The organism is Dyella sp. 2HG41-7 (assembly GCF_021390675.1).
GTDB lineage: Bacteria > Pseudomonadota > Gammaproteobacteria > Xanthomonadales > Rhodanobacteraceae > Dyella_B.
On sequence record NZ_JAJEJV010000004.1, the window covers coordinates 2,084,620 to 2,102,651 of the forward strand.

General features: G+C 62.9%; 24 protein-coding genes. 19 read left to right on the top strand and 5 right to left on the bottom strand.

What is annotated here, in order from left to right; all coding sequences use genetic code 11:
* The first annotated feature begins 44 nt into the window (after nt 1–44).
* Nucleotides 45–458, top strand: a complete 414-nt coding sequence (locus L0U79_RS10640; protein ID WP_233842253.1) for a spore coat protein U domain-containing protein — start codon at nt 45–47, stop codon at nt 456–458.
* On the opposite strand, the gene L0U79_RS10645 is transcribed toward L0U79_RS10640, so the two are convergent.
* On the bottom strand, nt 452–1,870 hold the full coding sequence (locus L0U79_RS10645; RefSeq protein ID WP_233842254.1) for a hypothetical protein: 1,419 nt from the start codon (nt 1,868–1,870) through the stop codon (nt 452–454). The genes L0U79_RS10640 and L0U79_RS10645 overlap by 7 nt on opposite strands.
* Nucleotides 1,871–2,234: 364 nt before the next feature.
* On the opposite strand from L0U79_RS10645, the gene L0U79_RS10650 reads away from it, so the two are divergent.
* Together L0U79_RS10650 and L0U79_RS10655 are read left to right on the top strand one after the other, a co-directional pair.
* Nucleotides 2,235–2,510 (top strand): hypothetical protein, encoded by a 276-nt coding sequence (locus L0U79_RS10650; protein WP_233842255.1) that lies wholly within the window; start codon nt 2,235–2,237, stop codon nt 2,508–2,510.
* 55 nt (nt 2,511–2,565) lie between these two features.
* Nucleotides 2,566–3,087, top strand: coding sequence for a helix-turn-helix domain-containing protein (locus L0U79_RS10655; protein WP_233842256.1), 522 nt, complete (start codon nt 2,566–2,568; stop codon nt 3,085–3,087).
* A 61-nt stretch (nt 3,088–3,148) separates the two neighbouring features.
* On the opposite strand, the gene L0U79_RS10660 is transcribed toward L0U79_RS10655, so the two are convergent.
* Nucleotides 3,149–3,478, bottom strand: a complete 330-nt coding sequence (locus tag L0U79_RS10660; RefSeq protein WP_233842257.1) for a hypothetical protein — start codon at nt 3,476–3,478, stop codon at nt 3,149–3,151.
* Between the two features lie 488 nt (nt 3,479–3,966).
* Here L0U79_RS10660 and L0U79_RS10665 point away from each other — a divergent pair, with 488 nt between their 5' ends.
* Genes L0U79_RS10665 through L0U79_RS10675 form a run of 3 tightly spaced genes read left to right on the top strand, consistent with a single transcriptional unit; the run spans nt 3,967 to nt 4,934 of the window.
* On the top strand, nt 3,967–4,152 hold the full coding sequence (locus L0U79_RS10665; protein ID WP_233842258.1) for a hypothetical protein: 186 nt from the start codon (nt 3,967–3,969) through the stop codon (nt 4,150–4,152).
* Nucleotides 4,149–4,583, top strand: a complete 435-nt coding sequence (locus L0U79_RS10670; RefSeq protein WP_233842259.1) for a DUF6573 family protein — start codon at nt 4,149–4,151, stop codon at nt 4,581–4,583. Before L0U79_RS10665 ends, L0U79_RS10670 begins: the two co-directional genes overlap by 4 nt.
* Nucleotides 4,584–4,586: 3 nt before the next feature.
* On the top strand, nt 4,587–4,934 hold the full coding sequence (locus L0U79_RS10675) for a hypothetical protein (protein ID WP_233842260.1): 348 nt from the start codon (nt 4,587–4,589) through the stop codon (nt 4,932–4,934).
* 15 nt (nt 4,935–4,949) lie between these two features.
* On the opposite strand, the gene L0U79_RS10680 is transcribed toward L0U79_RS10675, so the two are convergent.
* Genes L0U79_RS10680 through L0U79_RS10690 form a run of 3 tightly spaced genes read right to left on the bottom strand, consistent with a single transcriptional unit; the run spans nt 4,950 to nt 6,680 of the window.
* Entirely contained in the window at nt 4,950–5,390 is a 441-nt protein-coding gene (locus L0U79_RS10680) for a hypothetical protein (protein ID WP_233842261.1), read from the bottom strand.
* Nucleotides 5,383–6,342, bottom strand: coding sequence for a hypothetical protein (locus L0U79_RS10685; protein WP_233842262.1), 960 nt, complete (start codon nt 6,340–6,342; stop codon nt 5,383–5,385). The genes L0U79_RS10680 and L0U79_RS10685 overlap by 8 nt, the downstream gene beginning before the upstream one ends.
* The gene (locus tag L0U79_RS10690) at nt 6,342–6,680 is read right to left on the bottom strand and encodes a hypothetical protein (protein ID WP_233842263.1); all 339 of its coding nucleotides are present in this window, start codon (nt 6,678–6,680) and stop codon (nt 6,342–6,344) included. The genes L0U79_RS10685 and L0U79_RS10690 overlap by 1 nt, the downstream gene beginning before the upstream one ends.
* Nucleotides 6,681–7,147: 467 nt before the next feature.
* Between L0U79_RS10690 and L0U79_RS10695 the strand changes: the two genes are divergently transcribed.
* From L0U79_RS10695 to L0U79_RS10755, 13 genes are all read left to right on the top strand, one after another.
* On the top strand, nt 7,148–7,531 hold the full coding sequence (locus L0U79_RS10695) for a hypothetical protein (protein WP_233842264.1): 384 nt from the start codon (nt 7,148–7,150) through the stop codon (nt 7,529–7,531).
* Between the two features lie 19 nt (nt 7,532–7,550).
* On the top strand, nt 7,551–8,120 hold the full coding sequence (locus tag L0U79_RS10700) for a hypothetical protein (RefSeq protein WP_233842265.1): 570 nt from the start codon (nt 7,551–7,553) through the stop codon (nt 8,118–8,120).
* A 44-nt stretch (nt 8,121–8,164) separates the two neighbouring features.
* A complete protein-coding gene (locus L0U79_RS10705; protein WP_233842266.1) occupies nt 8,165–8,380 on the top strand; it encodes a hypothetical protein in 216 nt (71 codons plus the stop codon).
* Nucleotides 8,381–8,448: 68 nt separating this feature from the next.
* The gene (locus L0U79_RS10710; protein ID WP_233842267.1) at nt 8,449–9,114 is read left to right on the top strand and encodes a glycine zipper domain-containing protein; all 666 of its coding nucleotides are present in this window, start codon (nt 8,449–8,451) and stop codon (nt 9,112–9,114) included.
* Nucleotides 9,114–9,284, top strand: coding sequence for a hypothetical protein (locus tag L0U79_RS10715; protein ID WP_233842268.1), 171 nt, complete (start codon nt 9,114–9,116; stop codon nt 9,282–9,284). The genes L0U79_RS10710 and L0U79_RS10715 overlap by 1 nt, the downstream gene beginning before the upstream one ends.
* Nucleotides 9,285–9,287: 3 nt before the next feature.
* Nucleotides 9,288–9,968: a hypothetical protein gene (locus tag L0U79_RS10720; protein ID WP_233842269.1), complete on the top strand. Its 681-nt coding sequence runs from the start codon at nt 9,288–9,290 to the stop codon at nt 9,966–9,968.
* Nucleotides 9,969–10,051: 83 nt separating this feature from the next.
* Complete coding sequence (locus L0U79_RS10725; RefSeq protein WP_233842270.1) at nt 10,052–10,804, top strand: hypothetical protein; 753 nt, start codon at nt 10,052–10,054, stop codon at nt 10,802–10,804.
* Between the two features lie 10 nt (nt 10,805–10,814).
* Entirely contained in the window at nt 10,815–11,702 is an 888-nt protein-coding gene (locus L0U79_RS10730; RefSeq protein ID WP_233842271.1) for a hypothetical protein, read from the top strand.
* A complete protein-coding gene (locus L0U79_RS10735; RefSeq protein WP_233842272.1) occupies nt 11,693–13,489 on the top strand; it encodes a type IV secretion system DNA-binding domain-containing protein in 1,797 nt (598 codons plus the stop codon). The genes L0U79_RS10730 and L0U79_RS10735 overlap by 10 nt, the downstream gene beginning before the upstream one ends.
* Nucleotides 13,486–14,793, top strand: coding sequence for an ankyrin repeat domain-containing protein (locus tag L0U79_RS10740; protein WP_233842273.1), 1,308 nt, complete (start codon nt 13,486–13,488; stop codon nt 14,791–14,793). The genes L0U79_RS10735 and L0U79_RS10740 overlap by 4 nt, the downstream gene beginning before the upstream one ends.
* A gap of 176 nt (nt 14,794–14,969) precedes the next feature.
* A complete protein-coding gene (locus tag L0U79_RS10745; RefSeq protein WP_233842274.1) occupies nt 14,970–15,590 on the top strand; it encodes a murein L,D-transpeptidase catalytic domain-containing protein in 621 nt (206 codons plus the stop codon).
* Nucleotides 15,587–16,042 carry a hypothetical protein gene (locus L0U79_RS10750; protein ID WP_233842275.1) on the top strand — a complete coding sequence of 152 codons (456 nt, stop codon included), beginning with the start codon at nt 15,587–15,589 and terminating at the stop codon, nt 16,040–16,042. Before L0U79_RS10745 ends, L0U79_RS10750 begins: the two co-directional genes overlap by 4 nt.
* Before the next feature lie 57 nt (nt 16,043–16,099).
* Nucleotides 16,100–17,998, top strand: coding sequence for a DUF262 domain-containing protein (locus L0U79_RS10755; protein ID WP_233842276.1), 1,899 nt, complete (start codon nt 16,100–16,102; stop codon nt 17,996–17,998).
* The last annotated feature ends 34 nt before the right edge of the window (nt 17,999–18,032 follow it).

Sequence of the window (18,032 nt, forward strand, 5' to 3'; positions counted from 1 at the left end):
ATGATCCGCTCCGGCGCCCCACAAACGAATCCAAAGACCCCGCCATGCGTCTTTTCCTCATCGTCCTCATCTATCTGTTGCCAACACTGGCCAGCGCCGGCAGCGTCACCGCAACCCTCGAAATCCGAGCCACGGTGGTCGCAAGTTGCAACGTCTCCACTCAGCCGCTCACCCTCACCCCGCACTCCACCGGTTCCGCATCCCCAACCGGCACCGTCACCGCCGGGAGCATCGACCTGCGTTGCACACGCGGCACCCCCGTCACCGTTTCCCTGGAACAGGGGCCGCTTACCGGACCGGGCGGGGCAACGCTGGCCTACACGCTCAGCGCGCCGAGCTCGGCGATCGGGCAGGGAGCGCGTGTGGTGTCCCTGCCGGTGACCGGGAACGTGCAGGGTGGGCAGGAGGTGCCGGTGGGGGACTACGCGGGAACGGCGGTTGTGCGGGTGACCTACTGACCCATCCCGTCATTGCTGTCGTGGGTTTCCTGAAACGCCAGCTCCTCTGCCAGTGGGATAGGATCGTCAGCCGGCTGGATGAGGGTGCGCGACTTGAGGATGCTGTGTTTGAAGAAACGCTGGCAATCCATGACCCCATCGACCGGAAGCCAGTGGTCGGCTTCGGGAAAGAGCGCTGGATTGATGGGGTGTTTGGCGTTGGGATTGTGGAAAACCTCCAACTCGGCCGTCCAGGGCTCGTAGGGATAGGGAGTCCAGAGCGCACGGTATTCATCCGTGTTCACGTCCATGCTGAAAGGGATGCCCCGCAAGGCCCCTGGGGTGAAATCAGCGAACTCCCCAATCCGCACATAGCGAAAATCCCCGGTGGGACCCCCGAAGGACATCGGCACGCGGCTGAGCTTGGCGAGCGTTGCCCCGTTAGAGAAGATCACGGCCGACAGGTCTACCCCTTCCGGTCTGAGGAAGAGCCCAGCGGGAATGTGCTGATCTCCCAGCAGCGTTTCGACGTCCTCATGCACCGCCACCGTTTTTCCATCTACATCCACTTCGCGGGCGTAGATCCCGTAGAGATACCCCATTAACGCGGAGCGGCTCCACACCATCGAACCCGGTGCGTGGAAATCGGCGACCGCGAGCGCAAAGGGCCGTCCCGCAACATGGGGCATCTGCGCGTAGCCCTTTTCCATCTTGCTCTTGATCGTTTTTGCAAATCGAACCGCCGCCGTGCCCAGCATCAGCTCCCGGCGCTCGGTGGGCATCGGGGTTTCCTTGGCTTTGGCGTGGTCGTAACGCACCGCAGGATTGGCGGTCACGGCCTCGACCCATGCCTCACCTCCCTTGCGATTGGACACATGAAAATCAGGTGAGGGATGGTCCTGAGTCACCAGGAGCCCCTGCTCGCGGAAGCTGGCCAGCAACAGTGCTTCCCACAGTCGGGTGTGGAAATTCTCCGTGCGGCAGTCGCTGGCCCAGTTGTCGTCGGGGTTCGGTAGGGCCAGATACAACTGATTGAGCATCCACGCGCCGCGCTCACGAAAGGGGTGAGCCAGAAGCTTGAAGATGCCGCTGGGCTCTTTGCCTCTGAAATCGGGGAGTGCAGGGCGCCTTTTCACGCCAGGTGGAACGGGGACCCGGTCTGCGTTTTCGTCGCACGCCTGGCGAAGGATCTCCATGGCCTCCTCTTCGGTGAAAGCATCGTCCTCCCGACGAAGCACGGCCCAGACGTCGTCGACCCGCCGCCGCATGATCAGGACGCCATGCCGCTGCGAGGTTGCATTCCGGGTCAGCGCGCCAACGGTGATCCCATCCGCACCCGCCCAGGCGTTGACCGGAGGGTTCTCGCCGAAGCCCAGGCCGCGCGGCAGCGAGAGGGCGAACACATCGAAAATGCTGCGGGGAAGCGGATCCATGGCAACCATCCCTGTGGTGTTGTGCCGAACATACCGAACGCATGGGGGCGGGTCACCTGTCCGGCCGCTCCGCGGCTGATCCCAAGAGCAAAGGCGCTGGTGGGGAAGAGCAGGGCGCAAGGCTCGGCATGGCCTCGCCGGGGCACCACTTGAAAAACATCGATGGTGAACGTGGGTGGAGTGTAGGAAAAGACCCACGCAATGCGTTGTCGATGGCGCACAAAAAGATTGAAATTATTTTCCTGAAAAGGCTTGACAGATTTTCAGGCGAGCCTAGGTTGGAGTCATGAGGTGTGATCTATGAATCACACAACGACTTAGCCACCGCACGGGTGGCACACACAACCCAATCGAGGAAATCACTATGAAAATCCACGCTGAAATCATCACCTCCGAAGCCCGCTACATCGTGGTCGAGACTGGCACGAGTAGCGGCGGCAAGTGGGGCTTCCCGGTCAAATTGAGCACCGTAAAGCTGCCCGTGGGTGTCGAGTATGTGCATGCCCGCCAGGCGACTGCTGAAGTCATCGAGAGCTGGAAGGTGGACTCGCGCAACCAGGGCCCGAAGTCGAATTACGGCCGCACGCTGCAAGCGCTGATCCAGGAGCTGCCCGGTCACGCGTTTCCAAAGGCCGCCTGATCCCACCCATCCACAAACGAGGGCCGGCATGGAGGCTGGCCCGAAGGAGACTGACATGAAGCCCAGTTTGGACCCGCTTCACTGGTCGCGTTTGAAGTTCTATCCCCGCCTGTTGCGGATCGGGTGGGAGCGCTACAAGGAGCTCGACCCCGCCACGCAACGCCAGGTAAAGGGCATCGTGAAGGGCCGGATTCGCGGCGATCACTACAAGGCCATCTCGGAAGCTGTGGGCCTGAACACGTATTACGTGGAGCATTACACGAAGATCCTTGGCCTCCCTTCGACCCGCGCGTTCCGGATGCGCAAGGTGGCCAAGCTCCGTTACCACGGGCTCTCTGCGCCCGAGGTCGCCGCGCGCATGGGCTTGACGGTTCGTGCGGTGAACATCCTGCGCGCTCACATGCGCCTCCCGCCTTTCGCGCGCGAAAAGCGACCGCCACGGCACCGCTCCCCGTTGCGCGGCCACATCGCCACGCTTCACGCGCAAGGGCTCCCGGCCGCCGAGATAGCGGAACGTCTGGGCGTGTCTCGGCAAACCGTGCACATCTGGATCAAGCGGATCACGCGCGCCGCTTGAAAAACATCGACAGCAAATGAAAAAGGGCCCTGGGGCCCTTTTCATTGCGGACCGCTGCGATTTACGGCTGAGGCTTGCAGGACATCACGATGGCGTTGTGCACGTTCAGCGCCATCGCGCTGCCCATGGCCGCCTGACCTTCCATGTAGCGATCGACCTTGGCGGTCAAATCAGCCACGTCCGCCCCCTTCACGCACGACTGGATGGCAGCGAAACCCTGGGGGACGAGAACGCTTTCAGCGTCGAGGATGCCCGCCACGTATTTCTCGCGCGCGTCCTGGCTCAGGGCCTTGTAATGCGTCGGGGTGATGAACTGAATCACCGAGACCTGGGCAAACAGGGCAGGGGTGGCCAGCGCCAGGGCGGCGCCGAAAACGATTTTCTTGATCAAGACGAGCTCCATGTTGCCGGCGTCCTGCCGGTTTCACCCTGTATCGGCCAGCAGCGCGAAAGATGAAGTCACGAGCCGGTGCACGATGCCCGCTGGGCACCGCGTGGACAGCCGGATGGACGACACGTGGACAAGCCTTCGGCTTCCCCACCTGATCGCCCACGCGCCTGCCCACCCTTCGCGCACCGAAAGTCCAAAACACCATCTGCAACCACGCCTGGGGCTCGCGGGGCCCCTGGCTCACAAGAGCAATCGATCAAAGGCAAAAGCAGCCCTCACGCTCGGCTTCCCCGGTCAAGAGACGCTCGGGGGTCCGTGTCAGTCGGCCGCCCGTGTCACTTCGTTCCCGCGCCATGCGGCCTCCATCCCGCTCCAACCCCCTCTCTTCTGCTCTTGACCGCGCCTCTCTCCGGGCGGGGCGGCTGCCATCGGCAGCGTGTTCGCACCCGCTGCCCTTACAGGGCCAGCAATGACAAAGGAGAGGAAGCATGTTCCACACACTCGGCTATCGCGGCCATCACATCCAGCTCAGCACCCCCGATCGGCACTCGAAGGAAGAGATCCGCGTGCGCATCGGTCACACGGACGGCGGTTTCCACCTGGTGCAAGTCCGCACATTGATCGGTGCCATGCGCGCCATCACCCGCCACGTTCGCCAGGAGAAGCAGGCATGAGCGACAACGCCGGCAATCCGTTTGAAGGGGCTCCGATCATCTTTGCTTACACCCGAAAGATGGCGCTGGCCGATGGTGTGCTCGTTGAGCTGAAGGAAGCTCCGCACCAGGGTTTCAAGATCCACACCGCTTGCACCGAGCGCGTGTGGGCCTCCCTGATCGCCTGGCCGTTCGCCAGCAACAAGGAGGGCATGCAGCGGATCCGGGAAGAAGCCCTGTTGCGCGCCGCGTTCCTGTCTGTTCGGACGAAGATCCAGATGGAGCGGGCAGGGGTGCCGGATGCCCAGCCCGACCGTTGCGATTTTCACGTGCAAGCCGTGATCTACGACGAAGGTGAACCGGTCACGCGGGACGTGCAGCTCTACATGATGATCGGACCTGGTGACACACCGCAGCCGGTGTCCACGATCATGTTCGTGGACGAGGACTGACTCATGGCCGACGTCTACTCATGGCACGAGGGCACCCTTTGGGGTGTCCTCGATGATGACCTGAGGGTGCGCCTGGGCGTGTGCGAGCAGGCCGGGGGAATCTGGATTGGGGTCGATGCGCGCTTGTGGGATGACCGCCCCGACCAAGCCAGCTACACGCACGACGACTTCAACCGCTACCAACCGGACGAAATCACCGTGGGGGACGACGGGCTGCTCACGGCCTTGCATCGGCACGCCACCGCCCAGCCCGTCGAGTTTCGATCGGGGTTCACGGTGCGGATGCCCGTGGCCTTCGTTGAGCCATTGCGCGCCGCGTTGGCTGCCGTGACCGCCCAACTCAAGGGGTAAAGAGCACCCCGGCGATCAAACGGGGTGGCGCAGGATCAGCACAACACTGGCCAGCGCCGCTCCCTGCCAGGCTGCCCATTGCAGCCACCAAGGGATGCTCCATCCGTTGCGCCGGTGTGCGCGCGGCCACTTGCACGTGGCGGCGAGCCGGTAGCGATCGGGTGTCATCCGGTTAGTGGCGTTGACGGTGAATGTGTTGTTCTGGCGGTCGCGGGCGACGATGGTCCAGCCGGCTGACTGCCCGACATAGCGCCAGGCGTATTCGTGTTCCTCTGCATCCGCGAGGGTGCCCTGGCAATCCCCGAGGTGCACCATCTTGAAGGGTTCGCCCCAAGCCTTGCTGTGCTGACTCTGGCGACGACGCAGGTCTACGGATTGCCCAATGTAGGCTCTTCCAGATCGCCAGAGGAGCGCGTAGAGGTGGCGCGTGCGCGTGCGGTAGGCTTGATCACTCACGGTTGCGCCTCCGGTATGGCTTCCACTTGGGCTTGTTGCGCTTGGGGCGATCCTTCGCCAATTCGCGTTTCACGAGGTCGCGGAAATTGGGCGACCACATCCGCCAGTCCGAGGCACCCTGGGGCGCGAGGTGCGGGAAGCCGTCGAGTTCCAGGGACAGGACCCACGCATTGATGTCGATGAGGGACCAGATGGCTTCGAGGGCGGCCGTTGGCTTGTCGAACGTGAAGCCGATGACCCCAGATCCATCATTGAGCGGTTCCCCCTTCAATCCCTTGAGGATGAACAGGGCAGCCTGTGGCACATGCCAGCCCAGCTTCCAGCCGATGAACGTGCCAGCCGTCGTCATCGAGGCATAGACCTTAAAGCGAGGGTGTTGCCATCGGGCTTCCAGCATCCGGCCAATCATTCGATCCGTCCTCACCTTCACCGGATCGCGGCTGAAGTGATTGAAGGCACGGCGATGCTCGGCCATGCGCAGCGCGAGCAGCCGCTTGCGCACATTTGGGGACCGGGCCTTGCCCCATTCCAACCAATCGAGACTGCCCTTGAGCGTGTTGCAGGAGTAGCAGGCCAACACCGTTGCACCGTTGAGCATTCCCCCCGAGGCATGCGGGAGCAGGTGATCCGCACACGGGCGCAAGCGACGTTCCGTGGGGGTGGCCTCATCCGGGTGCAAGAGCTTGACGCCGCAATAGGCGCACTTGCCGCCCCACTCTTTGAAGAGCTTTCGGTGACTCCAAGCCTGCCCGCCGTGGCTCCATGGCTTCATCCGCGCGATCTTGCCCGTGAACGCCGCGAGGGCCTCCGGGTTCACCGGCACGGTCCACTCAGGGGTCCATGGGCGGGGCGGTGGGTTGGCCGCCAGCTCACGGATGCTGGGCAACGAGCGCAGGTGGTCAATGATGTCCTGAGCCTGCTCACGCGTGATGGAGAAGAGCGGGTGGGCCATCACTCACCCCCAGAAAGTTTTTCAAGCGGCGCACGGACACCACGGGGGCCACGATCCTTGGAGCGCGGATGCACCTGCAGCAGATAGCGCATGCGGGCCTCATGGATGTGTGCCGACATTTCCCCGTGATGACGTTGAGCCAGAAGGATGGCCGCCGTCAGATAAGTGGAGTCGCTCACATCAAGGGCGGAAGCGTCCTGCTCCAGAATGGCTGAGGCACCCGTGGGCAGGTGGAACGTGCGAATGCCACGGTCGTCCTTGTGCTTCTCCTTCCAACGGCGCTTTCGTTCGGAAGGAGAGAGTGGACGACCATCAGGGCGAACGAGTGGCGTGGACATGAGGGAACCGAGTGAAGGGGAGGGATACCTTCAAGCTCCCAAAAATCCGCTCCTTGGCAACCCCCAAAACCGAAGCAAGAGCCGACCCCAGAGCAAAAGCAAAATGCCGCCACTGAAAAGCTGTGGCGGGAAAAGCATGAAGCCAAGAACGTCCTCGATGTTCCATATCACTTAGTTGTATGTAGAACATCTGAGGACACACGCTGCGCTCCTTCGGAGGGGTGACAGAACGTAATACGCAAAAGCAGGAAAACCCAATCCCCACAAGCGCCAAGCCGCACTGCACGCCGGCATGCGCTGCGCGCCCCCTGCTGACTGACACGCGCCCCCAAAAGCACGGAAAACCCCTTGTTTTGCAGGCCCGAGCGCGAGATACGCCCCGGGGGCTTGCCAAGCGGCGATTTTCTGCAAGGTTGGATCTACAGAGGTCGAGCGACCTCTCCACTTTCGCCGAGCCCCGCCGCCTCATGTCCACGTCCGTTTCCCTTCGCTTGTCCCCCGGCCAGCTCGCCGCCCTGGATGCATTGGTGCGTCAAGAGGGCGGCACGGTCACCGGCCACATCCGCACGGGTCTGACCTTCCGCCTCGACCTGGGTGAGCACCGCAAGGCCATTCGACAGATCGTCAACGAGGAGCTGAAAGCCGCACTCGCCGAACAGCAAGCCGAGTGGGCCGGTGTGCGCGAGCAGATGGTCGAGGCCAACGCCATCACCGTTGAAAGCTTCGGCCAGCTCCTCGCCAGTTTCTTGAACAAGCTCGGCGACCTCGCCCCGCACGTGCCGGCTCCGGCGCCTTCCGACACCTCCACCACTTCCACGGGCGGCAGCGACATGCCGCGCCGCTCCCGCTGATCCCCTACGAGGCCTGCCCATGTTTGCCCACGATCCCGACAAAGACCTCCCGACCGAACGTGAACTGGCTGTTGCCGAAGAGGTGCGCTTGTTCGCCACCATCCAACGCGCCTGGCTCTTCCCGCGCATCGGGGCGACGTTCAACGCGCACGCCACCGAGAAGCTGGTGCACGTGTGGAGCACGCTGATTGATGGCATCGAGCAAAGCACCCGGCGCATCACGGGCGCCCGCCTGTCGCTGCCCACCCGACACATCGATGCGCTGCTGAAGGACAACGCCGACCCGCAGGCCATCCGCGTGCTGCCGCTCATTCGTGTGCTCCCAGTGATCGGCGCTTCGGTGCAGACGGGCCCCGTGGGCGCCCTGGAACTGATCACGCGCCTGGTGGACGCCGGCTACCGGGTGAGCGGCGAAGAAGTGGACGCCATCACCGCAGCGTTCGGCCATTCCATCAACCAGGCGCTGTCCGGCGCGGAGTGGCTGGCCGCCGGCTGTCCCTCGGTCGTCCTGCACAACGTGGATGCCGAACAGCACACGGTCACCCCGACTGTCGCCGCCGGTGCGACCGAAGCATCCCGTTCCTGCTGACCCCGTTTCGCTGCCATCCCTCTCAACCCGCCAAGGAGCCCTTTATGAAAACCCCCTCACTCCCCGCCATCGCCAGGATCGCCATTGCCTTCGCTGCTGTCGTGGCCCTCGCTGTTAGCTCCGTCCATTTCTTCCAAATCCCGGCCACGGTCTTCATGGCCGCCGGTTGGTGGTGGATGGACATCGCCGGGTTGCTGATCAGCACGACGGTGTGGATCCACCGCGCGACCCGCACCGCGCCGGTTCCCCTTCCGGCCTGAGTCGTTCGGACCGATCCCCACGGTCTGCCCCGCAACACCCACTTCCCACATCGAAAGAGGTAACACCCATGAACCACAAGATCACTCGGGCCACCTTGGCCCTCACCATCAGCGTCGCCCTGGCTGTGACCAGCGGTTGCGCGACGATCGATAGCACCACGCAGTCGCTGGGGCATGCGGTCGGGATCAAGAACGACAACACCGCCTCGGCCGTCTCCGGCGGCGTCATCGGTTGCGGCGCTGGCGCCCTGATCGGCCATTTCCTCGGGAAGAGCGCGCTGGCCGGTTGCGCTGTGGGCGCAGCCACGGGTGCCATTGCGTCGGTGCAGATCCACAAGCATGAACTGGAGAAGGCCCGTGCCCTGGCCGCCGAAGCCGAAGCCACCAAGGGTGTGACCGCCACGGTCGCCACCAAGACCGTCGATGCGAAGGACGACAACGGCCAGCCGACGAAGACCGAAGCGCTCGACAAGCTGACCATCACGCTGCCGGGCAAGGACGTCCAGACGCATGCGCCGGCCGTGCAGCGCATCCTGGAGAAGGCCGCGACTGTGGCCGACAGCTCGGCTGAGCAGACGACCATTGAGGTCAAGGGCACGTTGTCCGAGCGCACGTGGATGACGTCGCAGCTTCGCGGGGCGTTCAAGGTGGACAGCACGGTCAAGCTGATCCAGACCGATGCCCAGGTGCCCAGCCTGGTGATCAGCCCGATCCCGACCCCGGCGCAGCACTGATGGTCACCTTTGACCCCGCCCTGCGTGCCGAGCTGGCCTGGTTGCCGGTGTTCCTCGCCAGCGAGGCGCACCAGCACCCGGTCCTCTCGGCCTGCATCGTCGTGGTGGAGCAGGGGCGCTTCGTGCGTCCCCTGGCCTCGGCCGACGAGTGCCCTGTAGATAAGGAGTAAGTCATGTCCAGACTTTTGAAGCAGTTCAACGGAGGCAGCACGACCGCTGCCCCACCGACCCAGGCTCCCGCGACGGCCTCTACCGATTTCTTCTCAACGGACACGAAAGCCCGCGCTCATGAAGCGGCCAAGGTCGCGCGCGAGACCTTCGCTCAGGGCAAGGAACGCCTGGCCAACCTGACGTTGCCCAAAGTCTCGATGCCGAAGATTCCCGCCAAGGTCCTGGGTGCTGGGATCGCCGTGCTGGCACTCGCGGCGGGAGCAGGGTGGTGGTTCACCCGTGCACCAGCGCCGAAGCCGGCGCCGATCGCGGTGGCACCTTCCACGCTGGCACCGGCTCTCGTTGTCGTGGCGCCTTCGACGCCGAAGCCTGCACCGGCCGTCAGCGCGCCGACGCCTGCAGTGGCGATCGCGCCGCAACCCGTGACTCCCGCTCCCGCACCGGTGACCCCGGTTGCCCCCGTGGCACAGGTGACCCCATCGCCCATTTCCGCGCCGACTCCAGAGGTTGAAGGATCACAGAAAGCCGCGCCGGTGCCGGTCAAGAGTCCGACGCCGGAGGAGATCCGCGCACGGTGGGCCCAGAACGTCCACGTGGTGAAACCGACGCCGAAGCCCGCGGCCAAACCTAAATACGAGCAGGACGCAGACGCGGCGTTGAACGCCTGGAAAAAAAGTCACTGAGCAGGGATTGCCAAGCAGCTTTTTTCTGCAAAAACATTTGAGAGGGCTCCGGCTCTCTCTTCTCCCCGCCTCAAGAGAGCCCCATGGAAACGATCTCCCTTACCTCAAAAGTCCTGCACCGCCTCGGTTCGATCTTTGTCGGAACGCCCGAGTCCTTGGGCATGGACGCGGATTTCTATTTCGACATGGGCGACCGCGTGCAGCCCTTGCCCCAGGACATCCGCAAGCGCGACGTGCTCGCGGACAAGCTCATGACGAACGTCTACCGCCTCAGCCTGACCAACCGCCTTGGGCTGGTCCTGAGCGGCCTGTGCTTCGCCGTCGTCCTGGGTCTGAGTCTGGTGAGTGTGCAACTCACCAAGTGGGGGATGGACATCAAGACCAAATACGAGGCGCATGAGGTGAAGGTGGAGGCCCAGCACAAGGCGGATGCGATCAAGGCCCTCGGCGACATCACTCAAGCCAACTGCGCGTCGCATCTCAGCGACATCAATGACCTGTCGAGCAACCAGAAGCCGATCAAGGACTGGTCCGACGACGACCACGCGCTCATGAATTTCACTCAGAACTGCGTGGCCCAGGAATTCGTCGCGGCCTCGACCACCCTGCCGGTGCAATACCACGTCCGGAAGTTCTCCCAGACCTCCCTCGGTGTCGTGGGCCCGCAAACCTGCCAGGCGCACGTGGCCGACTTCAATGCGCTCACGGCCAAGGATCACTGGCGCTACAGCATCGACCCGGACGACATCGCCTTGGGCAGTTTCCTGTCGAGCTGTCAGCTTCGCGGCTTCATCCGCACCGCGGACATGAACGCTCCCCACCCCGTTTATCAATGAGGACCCCGCCATGCTGGATTTCTTAAAACTGGGCCGCTGGCTCGATCACGGACAAATGGGTGAGCGGGCCGTGCAGACCGCACAGAGTGTCGCCACGCGCTGGGACGTGATCCAGGGTGAGCGCAAGCCAGGTCAGCCCGACGATGACGACACCCCTTACATCAAGATCGGCAAGGAGTGGTTTCCGATTCCTCCGGACCTCCGCGACACGCGCCCGCGCCTCTACCGCACCGCGCCCGATCCCGTCACGGGGCGCCAGGGTCGCGTGGCTGGCCGCATCCTGCCCGATGACCTGGTGAGTGGCTCCCCGTCCAGCGCGGTGCCCATCCTCTTCGCGGCGGTGCCCTTCGTTGGTTTCTTGATCTACTGTGCCAGTGCCCTGGACTCAATCGGAGTCATTGCCCCTGTGCTGGGGGTGCTGGGCCTGCTCCTGGCCTTTATCTCAAACGCCACGCAATCCGTGGGCAAGGGCTGGGTGCTCTTGTCCGCCCTGGCTGCGCTGCTGCCCCTGAAAACATTGACCGACCACGCCCTGAGCATGACGGGTGATTGGGACTCAGTGGGGTTTGCGGTCAAGGCCGGGGTGATCGTCGGCCTTGCTCTCCTCTTCGGTGGCCTGCGCAACGCCCGCACGGCCGTCGGCGGCTTGCTCTTGCTCACCATCGTCCTGCTGCTGTCCTCCGTGGCGCCCGATGCCCTCAAACCCGCCGTGCTGCTGATCCCCGCCTGCGCGTTGCCTTGGGCATGGGCGTTCTTCCTCCGCCGTGCCCGCGGCATCGAGCTCGCCGTCTACGGCACCACCTGCAACTGGGAAGACAGCGCCAATGGTCTCGGCCACGTGGACGCCCGTCGTGCTCAAACCCTCCGCGCCGCTAAGGAGTATGCGTCATGCAAGTGAACCCCCTGCCTTACACCGTCAAAAATCTTCCGTATGCCGGCATGCTGCATTTCGGCACCGCCACGGGGTTCCTCAGTTTGAACCGCTGGGATGGCTTCGCACCTGATCCGGGTCTTCCCGTCTTGATGGAGCCCAGTGCTCTCGCGCAACACATGATCATTTTGGGCGCGAATGGTGTGGGCAAAACTGTCCTTCTTAAACAGCTTATTCAGGACTACATCCGCGCAAACATCGGCGGACTCGTGATCATGGACGGCAAAGGGGCGTTGCCCGCCGAGTTCCGGCACCTGAAAAACTACATCTTCATCGATCCTCGCGTGTGCGTCATCTCGCTCTACGAAGGCTTGGAACCCGAGGGCGTCACGACGGCTTATGCGCAAATCAATATGCGCCCGGACGCCAAGGATCCCATTTGGCAGAACAGCACCAGTGACGTGATCTACAACACCGCCGTGATCCTCTGGTGGCTCGTGAAGTATGCCGATGCCATGAACACGCCCGAAGAAGACCGGGTGTGGAACTGGTGCATGTATGACCACGATCGACTGGCCCAGTTGGCGCTTTCCGATAAGGACGCCGACCGAGTCGAGGTGGGCAAATACCTGGAATTCTTGAAGGCGCAATACCCCGGTGAAATGTCGGGTCTGCTGGGCGGTGCCATCAACTATGTTGAGAACACCATGGGCGGATGGGCTGACACGGTCCGCGGCTCGGTGCTGGCGACCTACGGTGCTTGGACGACGCCGTTGTTGTCGCAGAAGGACATTCAGCGCTGGGCGCGCGCGGTGCACTCTGAGAAAGATCCAGAGGCCTGTTTGTTCGGGGGGATTATTGGAATCAATTTGGGGGAGGTCCAGTTTGGACGCGCGGGAATTTTGGCCTCGAGTTTCCTGAAGAACCGAATTTACACAAAGGGTAAGAAGCGCGCCGACTTCGGCAACGACTGGGCCGCGGCAATTCCTGGCTCGACGCCGGTGTGGGTGGTGCAAGACGAGTATCCGGCCATTGCCACCGAGGCGGAGGTCACCATCGCGCTGCAGGGCCGTTCGCTCGGTTTGTGGCTGTGCTGCCTGGCCCAGAACATCGAGGCGATTTACGCCACAAATCACAACAAATCGAGCCTGGATGCCTTCTTGGGTAACCTGCTCAGCCGCATTGTGATGCAGACCACCCCGATCACGGCCAAGTGGTTGCAGGACACCGTGGGCCCCGTGTGGATCCCGGGCTGGATGAAGAACACGCAGGGCATCGATTACATCAGCTCCGCGTCGAACGCCCTGGGCAGCGTGCTCTACGACACCAGCCATCCCGACCGCGCGTTCCTTAAGTCCTTGTTGCGTCGTGGCTTCGGCACGTTCCAGAAAGTCCATTTCAAGCCCGGCACGGTGCAGCGGGTGACGGAGGACGACCACGCCGAAAGGGCCTCTCGGCACGCCGTGGTCACGGGCGGGCAGTGGGTGGAAGAGCCGCTGATCAGTTTGGCTGATTTCCTCAGCAAGACCCAAAAGATCACCAAGGGCGGCAACGGACTCGAACCCGAAGGCGGCGTGGCCTTCGTGCAGGTGATGCGTGCCGGCGCTATCCGCCGCGACTTCGTGCAACTCCTGCCCCCGGGCCCGATCGCCGCTGACCTCTTGGATCCGACAGTCACCGAGGAACAGCGGAAGAAGCACGAAGCGGACATGCAAAAGATCAAGGAGCAAGTGGCCGCATTCAACGCGCAAGAGGCGGCGGACAAGGCCAACGCTGAGGCGGAAGCCGAGGCCGCCGCGGAGGTGACCGCATGAACCGCAACCTCTTCATCCATCGCGTCCAACTCCCGCAACGGGAGCGTCAGGAGGTGTCCAACGATCACACACCGATCCCCGGGATGAACCTGTTTGGACCCACCTCGGCGCCGACCCTCGAACCGAACACTCAACAGCAGGGGGAGGTCCCCATGAAAATCGAACACGAAGACCAGCGTCTGGAAGAAGCCCGGGCGCGTTTCGGCCAGGCCTTCGACCAGGCCCGTGACCGCGTCGCGGAATTGCGCGAACTTAATCTCGTTCAGCCGTCGCAAACGAATGAAGACCTGTTGCAGCAATCGAGCATCGAACTGCCCGGCGGATCCAAAGTGTCCCTCATCGACTTCAAGGATCCGATGGCGCCCGCGATCGACAAGGCATTGGCCCACCAGGCCAGCAATGTGGACTTCGATCACGCCACAGACGAAACCACGCCCCTGCACTCCGCGGTGGCGGACAACAAGTTGGGCCTGGTGCAACGCCTCTTGGACCACGGGGCGGATCCGAACTTCCAAATCTCGGAGTATGCCGCGAATGCAGACGCGCCTCTTGTTCCGCTCATGCGCGCCAAGTCCCCCGAGATGGTGGATCTGCTCTGCAACAACGGGGCCGATGTTCAGAAGTGCCTTTGGCATCAAGACATGCTCGCCAACCCGCAGGTGACCCAAGCTTTCCTGGATCGGGGCCTCCATCCGAATGCTCGCACCCAAGAACAACACATGGATGCGGACGAAAGCACTCAGGGCGAAAGCGCGTTGCATCTGGCCCAGGATCCCGAAGTGGCTCGGCGCCTGGTGCTCGCCGGGGCTGACATCCAGGCCAACGCGGGCACGCGCGAGAAACCCTTGTCCGTCACTCAGAAATGGGCCGAGGACCCTGAGAGTTTCGGCCTGATCCCCGTGAGCAAGGGCCCCGCATTCGAGCAAGCGGTTCGGGACGCCTCGGCGGAGCGACAGCACCTTCAACATCAGCAACAGGAGAATCCCGTGGAAAAGAACATGAAACCCGACGAACAGATGCAGCGCGTCCCGCCAACTTTGGCCACCGCCGTGGCCAATGGCATGGTCATGCCCAAGCGTCACGCCAGCTTGGGTGAAGCGGCCGCCGCAGCCACTGGGCAGGGCAAGAGTGAAGGGGAAGGGCAGGGCGGTCGCCAGGGTGGCCAGGAACGTCCGAGCCACAGCTCTTACTACAACCCCGTGCCCGTGGGTGGGATGGCGATGCCGCAGCGGAGCAACACGATCGGGGACGCCGTGGTGCAGCGTGAAGCCGCCCAGAAGCGTCGGCGCACGCAGAGCATCTGACCCAACCCTCCACCCATCACCCGGGGCCGCGCAAGCGGCCCTTGGTGTTTGTGCGCCTTTTCTGACATCGACCGACGATCGATCCTGCATTGACAGCGACCCCCTTTCCCTTAGCCTGGAGATAGAGACAGTGATCTAACGATCACGGCAAAAGTTTAACAAGTGAGACCCCGCCTATGTTCGATCTACCGCCACCCCAAGTCTTGGACCACGCCCTCAGTTCCGCCGTGTGCGCCGCGGGCCACATGCCCGAACGGCTCTTGATTGCCGACATGCACGAGCGCAACTCCAAACCCCGGCTGTGGGCACTGGACCTCTCGGATCCCCAGCATCCCCAGGTGGTGTTGCAGACCTGGGTGGAGCACGGCAGCGGCTCCGATCCCAAGCACACCGGCTACGCCAGCGTGTTTGGCAACCAGCCCGACAGCCAGATGACGAGCCTGGGCCTCTACGCGGTGGGCGAGCGCTACCGCAGCATCCAATACGATCGGTGGAGCTATCAGCTCCTGGGGCTCGACAAGACCAACTCCAACGCCTTGGTGCGCGGCATCGCGCTCCACCCGTCCAAGTTCGTCACTGCAACCCACCAAGACTTCTCGGAAGGGTGCGCCGCCGTTCCCACCGATGCCCTGCCCAAACTGGAAAAGGCATGGGGCAGTGTCAGTGGCACCTACCTTTACATCGACGGCAAAGGCGCCCCTGTGCGCACATGCGCCGCCTATCCGCACTGGCCCACGACCGCGAGTGTCGTGTGGCAGAAACCCAAGAATGTTTGCACCGCCGGAGAACCCTCATGAACCCCGCCACGACCACTATGCTGCTCTTTGTCCCCTTGGACCCGCGCACCCTGGAACCCCGGGAAGAGTCCGTGTTCCTGGAAGCCTTCGCCGGCTGTCTAGCAGGGTGCACCCTGGGCTTCATGGGCCTCGATCATCTGAAGCACCTGGTGGACATGCATGACATGCTCGGCCAGTTGCGGGACACCGTGCGACCCCAGGTCACGCAGGGCGCCTTGGCGCGGGCCGTGAACGCTTACCGGATGAACCCCACTCCGTTCCCGCCCGGCACCACGCCGGGGGTGTATGTGCCCATCTATGTGCCCAGACTCCGCCTGGATGCCACGATGGCTCGGCTCTACCCCGAGCTCGGGGTGAACTGGCGCACCCCGAAGCCGGCAAGCGCGGACGTGCCCTGGCGCCAGACCCGCCGGTGCGCGCCCCGGTATGAACTTCGGCCGCCCCGGTTCTGAGATCCCGCCTGGGAGCGTATCCTTGGACCCTTGCGAACAGGCTCAGGGGGCCGACACATGGAAGCGCACGCACGCGATCTTGAGAAGATTTTTGATCGGGCCATTCAATACCAAATCCCGTTGTTCCAAAGGCCTTACGTCTGGGATGTGGACAAGGGTTGGCAAGAGCTCTGGGAAGACATCGAGGATCTGCTCAACCGCGAGCTGACCCGGGGCAAGGTGCACCCGCACTTCATGGGCGCCGTGGTGTTGGAGCAATTGGGCAACGCCACGGGCGCCGTGGAAACGCGACAGATCATCGACGGCCAGCAGCGCTTCACCACGCTGCAAATTGTCATGACTGTGTGCCGCGATCATGCCTTGGGCCTGGACAGCGAAAAGTTCGGGGAGCGGTTCGGGGATTTGGTCTGCAACCGGGAAAACCGCATCGACAAGGCCGATGAAGCCTTCAAGGTCTGGCCGACGAACTCCGATCGCGGCGCCTATCGCCTCATCCAGGCCAGTGGTTCCCCGGCTGAGCTCGAAAAGCAGTTGAAGGCCCACCCCACGTTGCGCAGCTCCAACATCATCGGCGCCTATCTCTATTTCGCTCAGCGCCTGGCCACCTGGTTCAAGAGCGAGCTGGAAGGGGAGGACGGCCCGCTGGCCGATCAACCCGACGTCGCGCGCCGCCTGGAAGCGCTGTGGACCGTCATGCGCGGCAAGCTGCAACTCGTGGTCATCGACCTCGACAAGCAAGACGAGGCGCAGGTGATTTTCGAGACGATGAACAGCCTGGGCGAACCCCTGCTGCCGTCAGACCTGATCAAAAACTACCTGTTCCGCCGGGCCATGGCCGAGGATGCGGACGTGGAGAAACTCTACGCGCAGCATTGGGCCTTTTTTGATGAAAAGCCCTGGCGCGTGGAAGTGAAACAGGGTCGCATCACCCGTCCCCTCATCGACATCTTTCTCAACCACTACCTCGCCCTGACCACGCAGGACGATGTGAAATCCACGCACCTGTTCAATGCCTTCAAGGGCTATGTCCAGGACGAGGAACAGAAAGAAAACAAGCTCATTGGCTCAGCCAGCACCGCCGAGGAACACATGGCGATGCTGGCCCGGTTCGGGCGCATCTATCGGAGCTGGGGTGAAGCCAGTGCGCACCCGCGCCTGGCCACGTTCCTCCGGCGCCTGGATGCGGTGGACACGACCACCGTGTATCCGTTCCTGCTGATGGCGCACGATCACCTGATGCCGGACAACCCGGCTGAGTTCGATAAGGTTCTGCAGGTGATTGAGTCGTTCCTGGTGCGCCGCATGGTCTGCCAGTTGACGACGAAGAACTACAACAAACTCTTCATTGACCTGATCAAGGGCGTGGCCAAGAGTGGCGTGCTCACCGCAGAGAGCGTGGGCGCCTGGTTGGCCAAGAGCAAGGCCGACAGTTTGAAGTTCCCGAACAACGAGGATTTCGGCAGCGCCATCGCCATCTCCGCGATCTACAAGAACCTCAGTCAAAAGAAAGTGCGCGCCATCCTCGAAGCCGTGGACGCATCCTTGCAGAACAAGAAATCCGAAGCGGTCCCGCTGCCCAGTGGCCTGACGATCGAGCATGTCATGCCGCAGGAGTGGCAAGATCACTGGCCGATGCCGGAGAAGATCGGCACCGACCCGGAGGCCATCAAGAAGTGGAAGGATCGTCGTGAGGCCTTGTTGCAAACTCTGGGCAACCTCACCCTCATCACCGGGTCCTTGAACCCGTCGCTGAGCAATGGCCCCTGGAACGAAAAACGGCCCGAGCTCTTGAAGTTCTCCAAACTCAATCTGACGCAGTATTTCCACGACGAGGCCAAAGCGGCGGTGTGGAACGAAGACGCCATCATCAAGCGCGGCATTGAGCTGGTCGGCCTGATGCTGGCGATCTGGCCGGACGTGGCCCGGGAAACCGAGACCGAAGCCGAACCGGCGTAATCGACAAGGGTGGGGTGGTGCAATGCCACCCCAT